Annotated in this window: 17 protein-coding genes; 6 read left to right on the top strand and 11 right to left on the bottom strand. The window is 62.1% G+C overall.

Annotated features, from left to right (window positions below; translation table 11 throughout):
- Positions 1 to 28: 28 nt before the first annotated feature.
- From ACPF9B_RS00425 to ACPF9B_RS00405, 5 genes are all read right to left on the bottom strand, one after another.
- Positions 29 to 2,473, bottom strand: coding sequence for a GcvT family protein (locus ACPF9B_RS00425; protein WP_424178456.1), 2,445 nt, complete (start codon positions 2,471 to 2,473; stop codon positions 29 to 31).
- Positions 2,470 to 2,850, bottom strand: coding sequence for a GFA family protein (locus ACPF9B_RS00420; protein ID WP_424178454.1), 381 nt, complete (start codon positions 2,848 to 2,850; stop codon positions 2,470 to 2,472). Before ACPF9B_RS00420 ends, ACPF9B_RS00425 begins: the two co-directional genes overlap by 4 nt.
- Before the next feature lie 8 nt (positions 2,851 to 2,858).
- On the bottom strand, positions 2,859 to 3,428 hold the full coding sequence (locus tag ACPF9B_RS00415) for a helix-turn-helix domain-containing protein (protein WP_007205986.1): 570 nt from the start codon (positions 3,426 to 3,428) through the stop codon (positions 2,859 to 2,861).
- Positions 3,429 to 3,560: 132 nt separating this feature from the next.
- Positions 3,561 to 4,013 carry a GAF domain-containing protein gene (locus ACPF9B_RS00410; protein WP_424178451.1) on the bottom strand — a complete coding sequence of 151 codons (453 nt, stop codon included), beginning with the start codon at positions 4,011 to 4,013 and terminating at the stop codon, positions 3,561 to 3,563.
- Positions 4,014 to 4,100: 87 nt separating this feature from the next.
- Positions 4,101 to 5,261 carry a thiolase family protein gene (locus ACPF9B_RS00405; protein ID WP_424178449.1) on the bottom strand — a complete coding sequence of 387 codons (1,161 nt, stop codon included), beginning with the start codon at positions 5,259 to 5,261 and terminating at the stop codon, positions 4,101 to 4,103.
- 124 nt (positions 5,262 to 5,385) lie between these two features.
- On the opposite strand from ACPF9B_RS00405, the gene ACPF9B_RS00400 reads away from it, so the two are divergent.
- Positions 5,386 to 6,960, top strand: a complete 1,575-nt coding sequence (locus ACPF9B_RS00400; RefSeq protein WP_424178447.1) for a gamma-glutamyltransferase family protein — start codon at positions 5,386 to 5,388, stop codon at positions 6,958 to 6,960.
- 13 nt (positions 6,961 to 6,973) lie between these two features.
- Here the strand turns inward: ACPF9B_RS00400 and ACPF9B_RS00395 are convergent, their stop codons facing one another.
- Both ACPF9B_RS00395 and ACPF9B_RS00390 read right to left on the bottom strand, forming a co-directional pair.
- Positions 6,974 to 7,357 (bottom strand): hypothetical protein, encoded by a 384-nt coding sequence (locus ACPF9B_RS00395; protein WP_424178445.1) that lies wholly within the window; start codon positions 7,355 to 7,357, stop codon positions 6,974 to 6,976.
- Between the two features lie 75 nt (positions 7,358 to 7,432).
- A complete protein-coding gene (locus ACPF9B_RS00390; RefSeq protein ID WP_007205991.1) occupies positions 7,433 to 7,963 on the bottom strand; it encodes an NADPH-dependent FMN reductase in 531 nt (176 codons plus the stop codon).
- A 103-nt stretch (positions 7,964 to 8,066) separates the two neighbouring features.
- Between ACPF9B_RS00390 and ACPF9B_RS00385 the strand changes: the two genes are divergently transcribed.
- Positions 8,067 to 9,719, top strand: coding sequence for a thiamine pyrophosphate-binding protein (locus ACPF9B_RS00385; RefSeq protein WP_424178443.1), 1,653 nt, complete (start codon positions 8,067 to 8,069; stop codon positions 9,717 to 9,719).
- A 69-nt stretch (positions 9,720 to 9,788) separates the two neighbouring features.
- Here the strand turns inward: ACPF9B_RS00385 and pheS are convergent, their stop codons facing one another.
- The 4 genes from pheS to pyk form a co-directional block, all read right to left on the bottom strand.
- Positions 9,789 to 10,862, bottom strand: a complete 1,074-nt coding sequence (gene pheS, locus ACPF9B_RS00380; RefSeq protein WP_424178441.1) for a phenylalanine--tRNA ligase subunit alpha — start codon at positions 10,860 to 10,862, stop codon at positions 9,789 to 9,791.
- A 126-nt stretch (positions 10,863 to 10,988) separates the two neighbouring features.
- On the bottom strand, positions 10,989 to 11,348 hold the full coding sequence (gene rplT, locus ACPF9B_RS00375; RefSeq protein WP_007205994.1) for a 50S ribosomal protein L20: 360 nt from the start codon (positions 11,346 to 11,348) through the stop codon (positions 10,989 to 10,991).
- Positions 11,349 to 11,365: 17 nt separating this feature from the next.
- Positions 11,366 to 11,566: a 50S ribosomal protein L35 gene (gene rpmI, locus ACPF9B_RS00370; RefSeq protein WP_007205995.1), complete on the bottom strand. Its 201-nt coding sequence runs from the start codon at positions 11,564 to 11,566 to the stop codon at positions 11,366 to 11,368.
- 158 nt (positions 11,567 to 11,724) lie between these two features.
- Positions 11,725 to 13,170: a pyruvate kinase gene (gene pyk / locus ACPF9B_RS00365; protein WP_007205996.1), complete on the bottom strand. Its 1,446-nt coding sequence runs from the start codon at positions 13,168 to 13,170 to the stop codon at positions 11,725 to 11,727.
- 104 nt (positions 13,171 to 13,274) lie between these two features.
- Between pyk and ACPF9B_RS00360 the strand changes: the two genes are divergently transcribed.
- The 4 genes from ACPF9B_RS00360 (at position 13,275) to rnr (ending at position 17,773) form a co-directional block, all read left to right on the top strand.
- Positions 13,275 to 14,012, top strand: a complete 738-nt coding sequence (locus ACPF9B_RS00360; RefSeq protein ID WP_424178438.1) for an N-formylglutamate amidohydrolase — start codon at positions 13,275 to 13,277, stop codon at positions 14,010 to 14,012.
- A gap of 11 nt (positions 14,013 to 14,023) precedes the next feature.
- Positions 14,024 to 14,317, top strand: a complete 294-nt coding sequence (locus ACPF9B_RS00355) for a DUF1244 domain-containing protein (RefSeq protein WP_040483255.1) — start codon at positions 14,024 to 14,026, stop codon at positions 14,315 to 14,317.
- Positions 14,310 to 15,449, top strand: coding sequence for a succinyl-diaminopimelate desuccinylase (dapE, locus tag ACPF9B_RS00350; RefSeq protein ID WP_424178435.1), 1,140 nt, complete (start codon positions 14,310 to 14,312; stop codon positions 15,447 to 15,449). The genes ACPF9B_RS00355 and dapE overlap by 8 nt, the downstream gene beginning before the upstream one ends.
- A 68-nt stretch (positions 15,450 to 15,517) precedes the next feature.
- Positions 15,518 to 17,773, top strand: coding sequence for a ribonuclease R (rnr, locus tag ACPF9B_RS00345; protein ID WP_424178433.1), 2,256 nt, complete (start codon positions 15,518 to 15,520; stop codon positions 17,771 to 17,773).
- Positions 17,774 to 17,821 lie beyond the last annotated feature (48 nt).

The raw sequence follows: 17,821 nt of genomic DNA, 5'->3' as shown, positions 1-17,821 counted from the left end.
TTTTGTTACCTGTTCCAAACTTTCAATATCACGCCCTGATCCTAGCATTTGCAGGGTCCCACAACGGCGCATCTGGTTGCACTGTGGCGCTGACTTGGGTGCCATAGATATCAATCGCAACCTTGGTGCCTGCCACCGCCAGATCAGCGCGCAGCATCCCCAGCGCGATAGATTTGCCCACGCGGTAGCCAAAGGCGCCTGACGTGGTTTCGCCCACGACAGCACCATCATGCGAAATCGTCGCCATATATGGCGCGTCATATGCGTCCGCATCATCCAGCACCAGCGTGACAAAACGTTTCGTCACGCCGCGCTGTCTTTCCGCCAGCAAGGCTGGTTTGCCAACAAAATCGGGTTTGTCGAAATTGATGAACCGGTCCAGCCCGCCTTCGAGCAAGGAATAATCAGTGCTCAGGTCGCCTTTCCACGCGCGATAGCCTTTTTCGATCCGCAAGGCATTCAGCGCGAACATACCAAAAGGCACAGCCCCACCACCAAGGATCGCATCATAGATCGCAGGCGCATCGGCATTGGCGCAATGCACTTCCCAACCCAGCTCGCCCGCGAAGGACACGCGCAGCAGGTGGCAAGGTTTGCCGCAAACCTGCGCGTCCTGGAACGACAGCCACGGCAGGGTCAGGTCGGCATCGGTCAGCGGTGCCAGAATATCGCGCGCCTTTGGCCCGGTGACCAGCAGGCATTCGTATTGGTCGCTGCGATCCTGCACGCGGACCCCATCGGGCAAGTCGCGCAGCAGGACATCGCGGTCATGCCACTGCGCCACCGATGCGGTGATCAGCCAGATATCATCATCACTTTGCGGGATCACCGACATTTCCGTCAGGATACGGCCCCGATCATCGGGGAAATACGCAAGCCCCACGCGCCCCGGTTTGGGCAGGGTGGATGCGGTCAGGCGGTCCACATGCGCCCGCGCGCCCGCGCCTTCCACCGCCAGACGGGTGAAACCGGAAATCGCGATCACACCGGCATGATCGCGCACGGCGGCACATTCCGCGGCGATGCGCGGCTGCCAAGGGCCCGCGCGGCCCCATGTCTGGGTCGCCGCCTCGGACAGATCATCGCCGGATTTGGCGAACCAATTAGCGCGTTCCCAACCGTTATAGGCCCCCATCACGCCGCCCAGCGCCTTGATCCGGTCATGTAACGGCGACAGCCGCTGATCGCGGCCAGCTGGCCAGGCATGATAGGGGAAATGCATCGCATATTCATGGCCATAGGTCTCGACCGCCTTGGCGTGGCAATACTCCTGCCCCGTGTAATCGGTATAGCGGCGCGGATCGCAGGACCACATGTCCCATTCAGGCTGGCCATCCACGATCCATTCCGCCGCCACCTTGCCCGCGCCACCGCCCTGGGTGATGCCAAAGGTGAACACGCAAGCCTCATAGGCATTCTTGACGCCCGGCATCGGGCCAAGCAGCGGCAGACCATCGGGAGCATAGGGGATCGGGCCATTGATGACACGCCCCACCCCTGCGGTGCCAAGGATCGGGACGCGGGCCATCGCGTCTTCGATATACCATTCCAGCCGGTCCAGATCGTCGGGGTAAAGCTGGAAACTGAAATCGTCGGGCTGCGGGTCGTCAGGCGTGACCCAATGCGCACGACAATTGCGCTCGTAAGGGCCAAGGTTCAGCCCGTTCTTGTCTTGGCGCAGGTAATAGCTGCTGTCCACATCCCGCAGCAGCGGCACTTTGCGGCCATTGGCGGCGGTCCAGTCTGCCAGCGCGGGGATTTCATCGGTCAGGAAGTACTGGTGCGACATGGTCACCATCGGCACGGTGCGCCCGCCGTAAGGCTTGAACCATTCGCCGACACGCTGGGCGTAATAGCCCGCGGCATTCACTACCTTTTCGCAGGCGATATCGCCCTTGTCGGTATGCACGATCCAGCCACCCGGCGTCTGCGTCACACCTGTTGCAGGACAGAACCGTTCAATGCGCGCGCCCATCTGCCGCGCGCCCTTGGCCAGCGCCTGCGTCAGCTGCGCGGGATCAATATCACCATCGTCGGGATCATATAACGCACCCGCAAGATCATGCGTTTCCAAGAACGGATAGGCCGCCTGCGCCTCCTCGGGCGTCATCAGCGCAAGGTTCAGCCCCTGATAATTGCCCATCGCACGAGCGCGGGCGAATTCCTGCATCCGCTCCTTGGAATGCGCCAGCCGGATTGATCCGGTGACGTGATAGTTCATCGGATAATCGACCTCGGCCGCCAGCCGTTTATAAAGCGATAGTGAATAACGCTGCATGTTCATCACCGCCCAAGACGTGCTGAAGGACGGGCAATTCCCCGCCGCATGCCATGTGGACCCGGCGGTCAATTCGTTCTTTTCGAGCAAGACACAATCGGTCCAGCCTTTCTTGGCCAGATGATAGAGTGTCGAAACCCCCACCACGCCACCACCGACGATGACCACGCGGGCCGACGTGGGAAAATCGTTCATGTCTCTTGCTCCTCTTGCGGGACACCGCCGTGGATTTCGTAATAGTCGCCCTTATCCGCGACGAAGATATGCCGCGCCAGTGTTAGTCCCGTCGGCCCATCCAGCGCGCCCAATGCAATGCCGGTATCGGGATCATCACGCCCCTTCCAGAACAGGAACGACCCGCAGGTCGGGCAAAAGCCGCGCCGTGCGGCCGGGGTCGCGGCGTACCAGCGCACCTCGCCCGTGACGCTGAGATCGGCATCCGGAACCTGCATCGCGGCCCAGAAATGACCCGATTGCTTGCGGCACTGGCTGCAATGACAGGCCGCCGGGTCGCGCGCGGCACCACGGGCGGTAAATGTAACGGACCCGCAAAGACAGCTTCCTTGATACATCACGGACCTCAATAAACGGGCGGCGAGATCACCCAGATGATCTCGCAGGTTTCGGGATAGGGGTTGGCCCAACGGAACAGATCGCCGCGCAGCCGGAAACTGTCGCCAGGGTGCAGATGGAACAGTGTTTCCTCGATCCAAAGATCGAAATGACCCGCGACGACATAGCCCACCTCTTGGGTCGGGCGGCTGACGGCATGGTCCAGCCGCGCACCGGGGGCAAAGCGGGAATGGATCACTTCGAAATCATCGGTCAGATCGGGCGACAGCAAGCCTTCCGTCAGGCCGGGGTTGCGGTTGCCGATCGGGCGGCGATTGTCTGCGCGTACGATCCTGCCCGCCTCCTGCCCGCCACCCAACGCCAGCAGGCTTGATGTGGCGACATCGAGCACCCGCGCAAGGGCTGCGATATCATCGACGCTGGCGCTGGACAGGTCCCGTTCGACCTGGCTCAGCCAGCCGACCGACCTGCCGACACGCTCCGCCAAGGCGGTCAGCGTCAGCCCGCGCGCCTTGCGCAGAGCGCGCAAATCGGCCCCTTGCAGGTCAAACGAAGCGGAGGCATGAAAATCTTCCATCAATTTTCACGCTAGGGGGTTCGCAGCAATCTGCAAACGCCTTTTGCGCCAGAAAAGCGCCGGTCTCCGACATCTTCCGAGCCAAAATATCCCCGCCGGAGGCTTAGCGCGGCCTTGGCCGCGACAAAGGCCTCAGCGCGCAAAAACGCTGTGCAAAATGTCGGTCAAGGCATCAGCATCGGCTTGGGTAAAGGCATCGGGCTTGTCGCTGTCGATATCGAACACACCGATCAGCGCGCCACTGGCAGCAAAGACCGGCAGCACGATTTCCGAACGTGTGCTGCTGGCGCAAGCGATATGGCCGGGAAAGGAATCAACATCCGGCACCAATTGCACCTGACCGGTGCGCGCCGCAGCACCGCAGACGCCCCGCGCGAAGGGGATGACAAGGCAGCCATGCCCGCCCTGATAGGGGCCGATCTTGAGCAGCTCGGGGCCGACAACACGGTAGAACCCCGTCCAGTTGAACCGGTCGTCGCTGTGGTGGATCTCGCAAGCGACGGTGGCCATCAGGGCCACCTGATCAGTCTCGCCTTCGGTCAGGGATGCAATGGTTTGGTGCAGGGTCGGGTAATCAACGCGCATGTTCTGTCCTGAATTGATGTTGCAGGGGGTTTTCCACCCCCCATGCCTGCGGCATGTCCCCCGAAGGATATTTGTGCTCGGAAGATGTTACGGGCGTTCGATGGCAATCGCTGTGCCTTCACCGCCGCCGATACAGATCGCCGCGATGCCGCGCCGCAATCCGCGGGTTTCCAGCGCGTTAAGCAAGGTCACGATGATCCGCGCGCCAGATGCCCCGATCGGGTGGCCCAGCGCGCAGGCGCCGCCGTTCACGTTGATGCGGTCGCGGAGGATATTCATCTCGCGCATGAAGGCCATGGGGACGACGGCAAAGGCTTCGTTCACTTCCCACAGATCGACATCACCGACGGACCAGCCAAGACGGGCGAGCAGTTTCTGCGCCGCTGGCACAGGGGCCGTGGTGAACAGGCCGGGCGCCTGCGCGTGGCTGGCGTGGCCCATGATCCGTGCGCGGATGTTGGTGGCCGTATCGCCGCGTGCCAGCACGAGGGCGGCTGCGCCGTCGGAAATGCTGGATGCATTGGCCGCTGTCACTGTCCCGCCGTCACGGAAGGCGGGCTTGAGGGTGGGAATCTTTTCGGGCCGCGCCTTGGCGGGTTGTTCGTCCGCGGTGATCCTGACCTCGCCCGTGCGGGTTTTCAGCGTGACGGGGGTGATTTCACGGTCGAAAGCACCGCTGTCCTGAGCCGCCAAGGCGTTTGAGAGCGATTGCAGCGCATAATCGTCCTGTGCGGCGCGGGTGAATTGGTAGGTCGTTGCGCAATCCTCGGCAAAGGTACCCATCAGCCGGCCCTTGTCATAGGCGTCTTCCAGCCCATCAAGGAACATGCTGTCGATGACCTGAGCATGCCCGATCCGCGCGCCGCTGCGCATTTTTGGCATCAGGTACGGCGCGTTGGTCATGCTTTCCATGCCACCTGCGATCATGACATCGGCACTGCCTGCAGCGATCTGGTCAAAGGCCATCATCGCGGCCTTCATGCCGGACCCGCACATCTTGTTCAGCGTGGTGGCCGGCACTTCCTCGCCCAAGCCGCCGAGGAAGGCCGCCTGCCGTGCCGGTGCCTGCCCTTGACCGGCGGGCAAAACGCAGCCCATCAGCACCTCGTCCACCGTCGCCACACCAGCGTTTTCGAGCGCCGCCCGAATCGCTGCACCGCCCAAGGTCGGCGCGTCCACATCGGCGAAAACGCCTTGAAAGCCGCCCATCGCTGTTCGCGCAGCCCCGGTGATTACGACATCCTGCATTGACTCACCTTTCGTTGATTGCCCCGAAACTATGCCCGCATCGGCCAAAGGAAAACCCCCGTTTGCCGTTGCAGCCGCCTAGGATTGTCGTAGGGTCTCAGTTGTATCGACGGGGAGACAGCAGATGCGCGATTTTCACAAACCGGGCCGGTCGGCCGTTTACGCCACCAACGGCATGTGCGCCACATCGCATCCGCTGGCAACCAAGGTCGCCGTGCAGATGCTGGAAGCAGGCGGCAATGCCGTGGATGCCGCCATCGCGGGGGCGGTGCTGCTGGGGATTTGCGAACCACAGATGACCGGCATCGGCGGCGATTGTTTCGTACTGTTTACCCCCCCGGGCGAAGACCGCGTGCTGGCGCTGAACGGATCGGGCCGCGCGCCTGCGGGGATCAATGCGGATGCCTTGCGCGCCAAGGGGCCGGTGATCGCGCCCTACAGCGCCGATGCCGTCAGCGTGCCAGGCGCGGTCGATGCCTTTTGTCGTTTGTCCAAGGACTGGGGCAAGCTGGGGCTGAAAGCCGTGCTAGCCCCCGCGATCCATTATGCGCAAACCGGTGTGCCGGTGGCTGAACGCGTCGCCTCTGACTGGGGCAAGGCCGATAGCAACCTGTCAGGCACAGCGCGCGATCTGTTCCTGCTGGACGGCAAACCGCCCCGCCCCGGTCAGGTCTTTGCCGCACCGCGCCAGGCCGAAGCCTTGCGCCGCATCGCCCTGCACGGCCGCACCGGTTTCTACGAGGGCGAGGTGGCAGAGGATATGGTTGCTGCACTGCGCGCGCAGGGTGGCACCCACACGCTGGAGGATTTTGCCGCGACCGCCTGCGATTACACCGATCCGATCATGGGCGGTTATGGCGGGCTGGAATTGTGCGAGCATCCGCCGAACGGCCAAGGAGCCACCGCGATCCTGCTTTTGAACATCCTCAAGCATTTCGACATCGCCGCGATGGACCCTTGGGGGGCTGCGCGCGCGCATGTCGAGGCCGAGGCGACCAAGCTTGCTTATGACACGCGCAACCGGTTCATGGCTGATCCGGGCTACATGACGCGGCTAGATCACATGACCGCGCCAGAAACAGCGGCCAAGCTTGCGGCGTTGATCGACCCCAAACGCGCCATGCCCGCCGGATTGCCGGGGGCCGAGGCTGTCCATAAGGACACGATCTATATTACCGTCGTCGATAAGAACCGGATGGCCGTGTCGCTGATCTATTCGGTGTTCCATGCCTTTGGGTCGGGTATCGCATCGGACAAGTACGGCATCCTGTTCCATAACCGTGGCGCGGGCTTTACCCTTGAACAGGGCCACCCAAACGAGGTGGCCGGCGGCAAGCGCCCGATGCACACAATCATTCCGGCGATGCTGAAGAAAGACGGAAAGGTCATGATGCCATTCGGCGTCATGGGCGGGCAGTATCAGGCGACCGGACATGCGCGGTTCGTATCTAACATCACCGATTTCGGCCTGTCGCCGCAGGCTGCGATCGACGCGCCCCGCAGCTTTGCCGAAGGCAACGTGTTGAACGTCGAAAACGGTTATAGCGATGCGGTCAAGACGGAACTGGGCGCGCTGGGCCATAACGTCCAGACGCCCGACACCGCAATCGGCGGGTCACAGGCGATCCTCATCCATCCCGATGGCGTGCTGGAAGGCGGCAGCGACCCACGCAAAGATGGTTGTGCGCTGGGGTATTGAAATGGCGGGGCGGTCAGCCTGACTTGCGCAAGCTGCGCAGAAACAGGCCCGCACCGCCCACCAGCAATACCAAAATAACCAACAGATCAAAGATGCTGAGCCGTGCGAATTGCACGGTCGTATTCGCAATCACGCCAAACACCAGCGCAATCAGCGATGCACCCGCTATGATCCAGCCAAGCCGATTTTTGGCGTTGTAGAAAATCAATCCGATCCCGAACATCAGCGGGATCAGGATCATGCCTGATGTCACCGGCATCCCGCCAACCCCGAAGATGCGGCCACCCAGACTGGGCCGCACGACGATCCCGTTCAGCAGCAGATAGCCGCCCCCGATCATCATGATCAGCCCGATCAGGAACTGCCTCGTTCCACCGTCACTGCCACCTGCACCCATTACCAACTTACCTGTTACTGCGGTTCCGGCCGATGTAGGGAGTGCGGCATGAAATTGCCAGTATTGGCGCGCAAATCAGGTCAACGCGCGCAGATCGCCCATCAATTCGGCCAACAGATTAATGTACATCTCGCCGGTCAGCTTGCCATTCTCGTCAAATTCCTTGGCGGAGTTGGCGACCAGTACCTCTGGCCCCTGCAAAATATGCGGACGGAACGGCATCATGGCCAGCCGCAGCGAAAACTGCGCCCGCTCGCCGCCGGCGCGACCACCTGTCGCGGACATGATCGCCAGCGGTTTGTTTTTCCACACCCCGCCCTTGGTCCGGCTAACCCAGTCGAGCGCGTTTTTCAGCGCGCCTGACATGGCCTTGTTGTATTCCGGTGTCGCAATGATCACCGCATCAGCGGCGGCGATCTGGTCGGCCAGCATCTGGACGGCGGCAGGGATACCCTCGGCCTCTTCCAGATCACCATCGTAAAGCGGGAACCGGATGTCTCCTTCGAAATAGGAGTCGGGGCCGAAAATCTCGGCCGCGTTGCGCATCAGCATGGTGTTGGTCGAGGCTTTGCGCAGCGACCCCGATATCCCAAGAAGTGTTGTCATCTATCCGTCTTTCTTTGTTCGACAAAATACCTAACCCGATTGTGCGATTGAACAACCCGCAGCTTTCGCACATGATCCGCGCGAAATGGCAAGGACGATAATCATGCAGCGGCACGGCGGGAAGATACTCAGCGATCAACTGAAAAAGCTGGGTGTGCGGCGCGTATTCTCGGTGCCGGGGGAAAGCTTTCTGGCCGCACTCGACGGGCTGTATGACAGCGGCATCGCCAATATTGTCTGCCGTCAGGAAGGTGGTGCCGCGATGATGGCCGAAGCCTATGGCAAGATGACAGGCCAGCCCGGCGTGTGTTTCGTCACCCGCGGACCGGGGGCCACCAATGCCAGCGCAGGCATCCATATCGCGATGCAGGACAGCACGCCGATGGTGTTGTTCGTGGGCCAGATCGACAACCGGCACACCGACCGCGAGACATTCCAAGAGGTCGATTACAAGGCGATGTTCGGCCCCATCGCCAAATGGGTTGCCCAGATCGATCACACCGACCGGCTGCCCGAATATATCGGGCGCGCGTTCCGCGTGGCGATGTCGGGCCGTCCCGGCCCCGTCGTGCTGGCCCTGCCCGAAAACATGCTCAGCGATCACGCCGATGTGCCAGACATCCGGATGAGCGACACATATCCCACCGAGATGCCCGCAGATGCGAAGCATGCGATCCTGCACGCGCTGGGACAGGCGGAACGCCCGCTGGTCGTGGTGGGTGGGCCGCATTGGTCAGCACAGGCGCAGACCGATCTGCAAGCCTTTGCCAAACAGCATCACCTGCCCGTGGCGGTCAGTTTCCGCAGGCAGGATTATATCGACAACAACCACGGCTGCTATGCCGGTGATCTGAACGTCGGGATCAACCCGCGCCTTGCCGCCCGTGTGCGCGAGGCGGATTTGCTGCTGCTGATCGGCACGCGCTTTGGCGATATAGAGACACAGGGCTACACGCTCGTCGACCCCGCCGCCCCACAGAAAACGATCATCCACATCCATGCCGACGCGGACGAGATCGGGCGCGTCTATGCCCCCGATATTGGCGTGGTGGCGACCGCCCCCGCCGCCCTGCGCGCGCTGGTCGCGGCAAGCCCCGTCGGTGACTGGTCCAGCTGGACCGCCGCCGCACGGGCCGATTACGACGCATGGATCAGCCCGCAGGAAAGCCCGGGCGCGCTGAAACAGGAACAGGTCATCAAATGGCTGTCCGACCATCTGCCCGACGATGCGATCCTGACCAACGGCGCAGGCAATTACGCGGCATGGCTGCACCGCTATTTCGTCTACAAGCAACACGGCACACAGCTGGCTCCCACATCGGGGTCGATGGGATACGGCTTTCCGGCGGCAATTTCCGCGTCGCTCGAATATCCCGACCGGACGGTGGTCTGCCTTGCAGGTGACGGCTGTTTCCAGATGACCTGCAACGAACTCTCCACCGCAGCCCAGCACGGGGCGACACCCATCGTCGTGGTGATGGACAACGGCCGCTATGGCACGATCCGCATGCATCAGGAAAAGCATTATCCGGGCCGCGTGTCCGGCACGATGCTGGCCAACCCCGATTTCGCCACCCTCGCCCGCGCCTATGGCGGCTATGGCGAGACGGTCACAACCTCTGCCGATTTCGTCGCAGCGTTTGGCCGCGCGCAGGCCGCAGGGACGTTCGCGATCATCGCCTGCAAGGTGGATGAAGAAGCGCTGAGCACAGGCGCCACGCTGAGTGCGGTGAGGGCTGCGGCGCTAGCGACGTAGAGAAGCGTTATCACGCTTTTGCGCGACAGAAGATGGCTGCCCGGCGCTGCCGGGCGGGACCTATCAAACCTACCGCGACAACCCACCATGCAGCGTCGGCACATCGAGTGCTGCAAATCCGTAATGCCGCAGCCAACGCAGGTCGGAATCGAAGAACGCCCGCAGATCGGGGATGCCGTATTTCAGCATCGCAATGCGGTCGATACCCATGCCAAACGCAAAGCCCTGCCATTGGGTCGGGTCCACGCCTGCGGCTTGCAGCACCTTTGGATGCACCATGCCGGAGCCGAGGATTTCGAGCCAGTCGTCGCCCTCGCCTACTTTGAGCGTGCCGCCTTCCCATGAACAGCGGATGTCCACTTCGGCCGAGGGTTCGGTGAAAGGGAAATGCGACGCGCGGAAGCGGATGTCGACGTGGTCTACCTCGAAATAGGATTTCACGAATTCCTCCAGCACCCATTTCAGGTTCGCCATGGAGATATCCTTGTCGATCGCCAGACCTTCGACCTGATGGAACATCGGTGTGTGGGTTTGGTCGTAATCGGCGCGATAGACACGGCCGGGGCAGATGATGCGGGTGGGGGCGCCTGTCGCCTCCATGCTGCGGATCTGCACGGGGCTGGTGTGGGTGCGCAACACATGCGGCGGGCGGTTATCCCCCTCGCGGCGGTGGGTGTAGAACGTGTCCATTTCCGCCCGTGCGGGGTGGTGGCCGGGGATGTTCAGCGCGTCGAAATTGTACCAATCCGATTCGATCTGCGGGCCTTCAGCGACGCTGAACCCCATATCGGCGAAGATGGCGGTGACTTCTTCGGTGACTTGGCTGATCGGGTGGATCGTTCCCTGACGGCGGGGGCGCGATGGCAGGGTCACGTCGAGCCATTCGCCGCGCAGGCGTGCATCAAGGGCAGCATCGCCAAGGGCTGCCTTTTTCGCGGCAAGGGCGCTGTTGATCTCGTCCTTCAGCGCGTTCAGCGCGGGGCCGGCGGTCTGGCGTTCTTCGGGCGACATCTTGCCCAGTTCGCGCATCTGCAGACTGATCTCGCCCTTCTTGCCCAAGGCGGTGATGCGCAGGTCTTCAATCGCGGCCTCGTCACCGGCTGCGGCAATCAGGGAAAGGTATTTGGCTTTCAGGTCGTCCATGGCGCGCCTCTTGATCTGGTTGTGCAGGGGTTAGCGAAAGGGCGGGGTTCGCGCAAGGTGCTGGGGCTCAAACGCAAAAGGCCGCTCTTTTCAGAGCGGCCTTTCGTATCAATCAGCAGCCTTGGCTTACGCCATCGCCGCTTTCGCCTGACCAACGATTGTCGCGAACGCCTCTGGCTCGTTCACGGCCAGATCGGCCAGAACCTTGCGGTCAACTTCGATGCCGGCCAGTGCCAGACCGTTGATGAACTTGGAGTAGTTCAGTGTCTCGTCTACCGAACGCACACCGGCGTTGATCCGCTGGATCCACAAAGCGCGGAAGTTGCGCTTGCGGTTGTGCCGGTCACGGGTGGCATATTGGTTGGCTTTGTCGACGGCCTGTTTGGCGACCTTGAAGGTCTTGGACCGGCGATCATAATAACCTTTTGCCGCATCAAGAACTTTCTTGTGACGACGATGTGTAACTGTTCCGCCTTTAACGCGCATATCTCAAATCCCTCTAATCAACGTGCGTAAGGCATCATCGGCTTGATGATACCTTCGTCTTGTTTGCTCAACGTCGTGGTGCCACGCGCGTTGCGGAGGAATTTGTTGCTGCGCTTGATCATGCCGTGGCGCTTTCCGGCCTGACCGGCCAGAATGCGGCCCGTGGCCGTCACCTTGAACCGCTTTTTGCAGCTCGATTTCGTTTTCATCTTAGGCATTTCCGTCTCCTCTTAAGGTCGGTCGGACGCGCGACTCGGCATGCCACATTGGCCGGACGCGCGGGTGAAGGCTGCCGTATAGGACGCAACCGTCCGAGGTGCAAGCCTGTTCAGTTCAGATAACGGCCGATGACTGTGCTGGCCGCATTCGCCAGACATCATTCCGTTTCAGAGGCGTAGATCAAACGCTCCTCGCAAGGGGCGACGCGCAGGATGTTGGTCGACCCCGGCGTGTTGAACGGCACGCCTGCGGTCACGACGACCATGTCGTCCTTGGTCGCCATCCCCTGCGCCAGCGTGGCGCGTACAGCCGCGATCACGGCATCCTTGAAACGGTTCACCTCGCCCGTGATCACGCAATTGGTGCCCCATGACAGGCACAACCGCCGCGCGGTGCGGATATGGCTGGTCAGCGCGATGATCGGCACACGCGGGCGTTCACGCGCCACCAAAAGCGCGGTGGTCCCAGATTGGGAAAAACAGCAGATCGCCTTGATATCGGTGGTTTCCGCGATTTCGCGCGCAGCTGACACGATCCCGTCAGCGACACTGGTACGCACGGCGCGGCGCGAGGCTTCGATGATCTCGGTATAGGTGGGGTCGGCTTCGACCTCTCTGGCGACATTATCCATCGTCTGGACCGCCTCGATCGGATAGGATCCGGCGGCGGATTCTGCAGACAGCATGATCGCATCGGCCCCTTCATAGATCGCGGTCGCCACGTCGGATACTTCGGCGCGTGTCGGCATCGGGCTTTCGATCATGGATTCGAGCATTTGCGTCGCCACGATCACCGGCTTGGCCGCAGCACGGCATTTGCGCACCAGCTGTTTCTGGATCGGCGGCACGTTCTGGACGGGCAGTTCGACGCCCAGATCGCCACGCGCGACCATGATCCCGTCGCTGACGGCAAGAATCTCGTCGAAATTCTTGACCGCTGCGGGCTTTTCGATCTTGGACAGGATCGCGGCACGGCCTTTGGCCAGCACGCGCGCCTCGTCCACATCGGCGGGGCGCTGCACGAAGGACAGTGCCAGCCAGTCAACACCCAGTTCGCAGACGAATTCCAGATCCTTGCGGTCCTTGTCCGACAGGGCGGCCAGCGGCAGCACCACGTCCGGCACGTTCACGCCCTTGCGGTTGGAAATGGTGCCGCCGACGATGACCTCGCAATCGGCAAAGGTCGCGCCGCAATCCTTGACGCGCAGCTTGATCTTGCCGTCATTAACCAGCAGATGCGCACCAGGCTCCAGCGCATCAAAAATCTCGGTATGCGGCAGGCAGACGCGGGTCGCGTCGCCATCGGTCTTGTCCAGATCAAGCCGGAAAGATGCACCCGGCACCAGTTCTTCTTCGCCATTGGCAAAGACGCCGACCCGCAATTTCGGCCCCTGCAAATCCGCCAGAATGGCAATCGGGCTGTCGAGGTCTTTTTCCACCTGCCGGATGATGGCATGCCGTTTGCGGATTTCCTCGTGGTCGCCATGCGACATGTTCAGGCGGAACACATCGGCGCCCGCCTCGTGCAAGGCGCGGATCATCGCGTAATCGTTGGAAGCAGGGCCAAGCGTGGCGACGATCTTGACGTTGCGGTGGCGTTTCATGGTCAATCCCTTTGGTAATGCCCGTTAGCGGTAACAGCGGGCTTTGCGCCCTTATTGCGCAATTCCCTTCCGCCGACAACTAGCCTAAATGCAGTGACATGAGAATGATACACCCAGCCTATGAGATCGAGGGCGCGGACCGGCCCGGCCGCTGGCTGGTGACCTGCGACCATGCGACCAACCATGTGCCCGATTGGGTACAGGACGGCGATCTTGGGCTGCCCGCCGCCGATATGGGCCGCCACATCGCCTATGATATCGGGGCCGCAGGGGTAACGCGGCATCTGGCTGCGCTGCTGGACAGCCCCGCGATCCTGTCGCGCTTTTCACGGCTGGTGATCGACCCCAACCGGGGCGAGGATGACCCGACCCTGCTGATGCGCCTTTACGACGGCACGATCATTCCCGCCAACCGCCATGCGGGGCCGCAAGACCTGACCGAACGGCTGGACCGGCTGTACCGGCCCTATCACGATGCCTATGCCGATCTGGCGTCACAGATGCAGCGCCCGGTGATCTGCGCCATCCATAGCTTTACCCCCCGCCTGCGGTCGCGCGCGCCTCGCCCTTGGGAGGTTGGCGTGCTGTTCGCGCATGACGACCGGCTGGCAAAGCCTTTCATCGCCGCCTGTCGTGCGCAGGGTTGGTGTACGGGCGAGAACGAGCCTTACGCAGGCCATTTGCCCGGCGATGCGATTGACCGGCACGCCTTGCAACATGGCCGCCCAAATGTCTTGATCGAATTGCGCCAAGACTTGATCGCGGATGAGGCAGGCCAGATGGCTTGGGCCGACAGGCTTGCGCCGATCCTGCAAAATGTCCTGCAAGACAGCCAGCTATGAAGGAGACAGACATGGACGACCAGACACGCATTGAACTGGAGGCCGCCGCCTTTCGCCGCCTGCGCCAGCATCTGCAAACCGACCGCCCCGACGTGCAGAACATCGACATGATGAACCTGACCGGGTTTTGCCGGAACTGCCTGTCGCGCTGGTATCAGGAAGCCGCAATTGAACGCGGGATTCCCATGACCAAGGACGAAGGCCGCGAGGCGTTTTATGGCATGCCCTATGACGACTGGCGCGCGCAGCACCAGACCGAGGCCAGCCCAGCCGCGCAAGAGGCATTCAAGTCATCCCATGATTGATCCTGTCGCCCTGACCGCCGATCTGGTCCGCTGCCCGTCCGTCACACCTGTTGAGGGTGGCGCGCTGGTCTTGCTCGAGGACCTACTGACCAAAGGCGGGTTCACCTGTACCCGCGTTGACCGTGGTGGCGTGTCCAACCTGTTCGCGCGTTGGGGGCGGCAGGGGGCAAACCGGACCTTCGGCTTCAACGGCCATACCGATGTCGTGCCACTTGGCGACGAGGCGGCATGGACAATGCCGCCGTTTGGCGCGGTCATCAAGGACGGCTATCTTTACGGGCGCGGGTCCACGGATATGAAATCGGGTGTGGCGGCCTTTGCTGCCGCAGCACTTGATTTCGTGACCGACACGCCCCCCGATGGCGCGGTCATTCTGGCGATCACTGGGGACGAGGAAGGGGACGCGCTGGATGGCACCACCGCCCTGCTGGACTGGATGGCCACGAACGGCGAGGCGATGTCGGTCTGTCTGGTGGGCGAACCCACATGCCCCGACGTGATGGGCGAGGCGATGAAGATCGGGCGGCGCGGGTCGCTGAACGCGACCTTTACCGTGACCGGCGTGCAGGGCCATTCCGCCTATCCGCATCGCGCGAAAAACCCGTTGCCTGCGGTGGCGCGGCTGGTGGATATACTGGCCAGCCATGCGCTTGACCAAGGCACCGCCCATTTCGATCCATCGACCCTTGCGGTGGTAACGATTGATACCGGCAATCCGGCAACCAATGTTATTCCGGCGCAGACCAAGGCGGGCGTGAATATCCGCTTCAACGACCTGCATTCTGGCGCAAGCCTGACGGAATGGATGCAAAGCATCGCCGATCAGGTCGCCGCCGATTTCGGCGTGCGGATCGCGATGCAGGTCAAAGTCTCGGGCGAAAGTTTCATCACCCCGCCCGGTCCCCTATCCGATCTGGTGGGCAAGGCGGTCAAGGCCGAGACAGGGCGCGATCCGGTGCTGTCGACATCCGGCGGCACGTCGGATGCGCGCTTTGTGCAGCATCATTGCCCCGTGGTGGAATTCGGGCTGGTGGGCAAGACCATGCATCAGGTCGATGAACGGGTGGCAGTCGATCAGATTGTCCAGCTCAAGGCGATTTACGGGCGGATCTTGGCGGATTATTTCGCGTAAGGTGGATTTGAATCCACCTTACAGGTAAATGTGATGACGCCCTGCCTGCACCATGCTAGGGCAGCGGGATGACACAGATCCCTTCGAAATCCGAAATCCTCGCCTTCATCGCCGACAACCCCACCCAGACCGCCAAGCGCGACATCGCGCGCGCGTTCGGGATCAAGGGAGCGGCGCGGATTGACCTCAAGCGCATCCTCAAGGAACTGGAAGAGGCGGGTAAGCTGACCAAGCGCCGGTCCTCCTATCGCGATGCTGAAGATCTGCCGCCGGTCGCCGTGCTGGAGATTTTGGCCCCCGATGCGGATGGTGACCTGTTCGCCCGCCCGCTGGAATGGACAGGCCAGGGGCCGGAACCCCGCGTGCTGATGCTCCTGCGCTCCAGCGATCCCGCGCTGGGGGCGGGCGACCGGATTCTGGGGCGTCTGACCTTGGACAAGACCGAGGATCACACCCATACCGCGCGCATGATCCGCCGGATCGGCACCAATCCGATGCGGATTTTGGGCGTGTTCCGTGCCGGGTCCGAAGGCGGGCGCGTGCTACCCATCGACAAGGGTGCAGACAAACAATGGGTCGTCCCCGCCGGAGCGACGGGCGGCGCCAAGGACGGCGAATTGGTCGAGGCCGAACAGGCCGGACCGAAAGGGCGGCTCGGCCTGCCCAAAGCGCGCATTGTCGCGCGTCTGGGTGACCCCACCGCCCCCCGCGCCGTATCACTGATCGCGATCCACCAGCACGGAATCCCCGACCATTTCCCCGATGACGCGGTGGCCGAGGCCGATGCCGCCAAACCCGTGGGCGTCAAAGGCCGCAAGGACCTGCGCGATCTGCCCTTGATCACGATCGACCCGTGGGATGCGCGCGACCATGACGATGCCTGCTTTGTCGAAGCGGATGAAGACCCTGCAAACGCGGGAGGTTTCATCATCTGGGTCGCCATCGCCGATGTCGCGGCCTATGTAAAACCCAACACTGCGCTGGACAACGAGGCGCGCAAGCGCGGCAATTCCACCTATTTCCCCGACCGCGTGGTGCCGATGCTGCCAGACCGGTTGTCGGGCGATCTGTGTTCCTTGCACGAAGGCGTGGACCGCGCCTGTATCGCTGTGGCGATGCGGATCGACGCGCAGGGGCAGAAGATCGGGCATGAATTTCATCGCGGGCTGATGAAATCCGTGGCCTCGCTGAATTACGAAGAGGTTCAGGACGCCATCGACGGGCAGCCGAACGACAAGACCGCACCGTTGATGCAGGACATCATCCGCCCGATCTATGCTGCCTATGCCGCCTTGGTCAAAGCCCGCGCGCTGCGCCAGCCGCTGGAGCTGGACCTGCCGGAACGCCAGATCATCCTCAATGACGATGGCAAGGTCACATCGGTCCAGTTCAAGGAACGGCTGGATGCGCACCGGCTGATCGAGGAATTCATGGTGCTGGCCAATGTCGCCGCCGCCGAAACGCTGATCGCCAAAAAATCGCCCCTACTGTTCCGCGTGCATGAAGAACCCAACCCCGACAAGCTGGACGCCCTGCGTGACGTCGCGCAGGCATCGGGGCTGGTGCTCGCCAAGGGCCAGGTGCTGAAAACCGCGCATCTGAACCGGCTGTTGATTGCCGCGCGCGAGACTGAACAATCCGAACTGATCAATATGGCGACCCTGCGGTCGATGACGCAGGCCTATTACAGCCCTGACAATTTGGGCCATTTCGGGCTGGCCCTGCGGTCTTATGCGCATTTCACCTCGCCCATTCGGCGCTATTCCGACCTGATCGTGCATCGCGCGCTGATTGCCGCCCATGGCTGGGGCAAGGACGGGCTGTCGCCCTGGGATGTCGAGAACCTTGGCGATACCGCGCAAAAGATTTCCGACACCGAACGCCGGTCAATGTCCGCTGAGCGCGACACGACCGACCGTTATCTGGCGGCATTCCTGTCAGACCGGATCGGGGTGGAAATGGGCGGCCGGATCAGCGGGATCGCCAAGTTTGGCGTCTTTGTGAAACTCGATGAAACCGGTGCCGACGGCATGATCCCGATCCGCACCTTGGGGCGCGAATATTTCCATTATGATGCCGACAGCCAGACGCTGATGGGGTCGGACAGCGGCACGCTGATCCGCCTTGGTCAGCGCGTCACCGTGAAATTGATCGAGGCGGCCCCCGTGACCGGCGGGCTGACTGTCGAGCTGCTGACGCTGGATGAACGGACGATGCCGCGCGGCCCAAGCGTGACCCGCGGCAAGCCTGTGCGCCGTAAACAGGCCGGTGCCAAGGCAAAGGCCGCCAAGATCGCCCGCAAGGTCAAGCGCACCCGCATGTGAAGTGTCGCGCCGAAGGACATTTATGCCTTCGGCGAGGATATTTAGGCT

The organism is Yoonia sp. TsM2_T14_4 (genome assembly GCF_049602355.1).
In the GTDB taxonomy this organism is placed as follows: domain Bacteria; phylum Pseudomonadota; class Alphaproteobacteria; order Rhodobacterales; family Rhodobacteraceae; genus Yoonia; species Yoonia vestfoldensis_A.
Note: the sequence above shows the minus strand (reverse complement) of the source record. Positions and strands in the feature narration are given on the sequence as shown.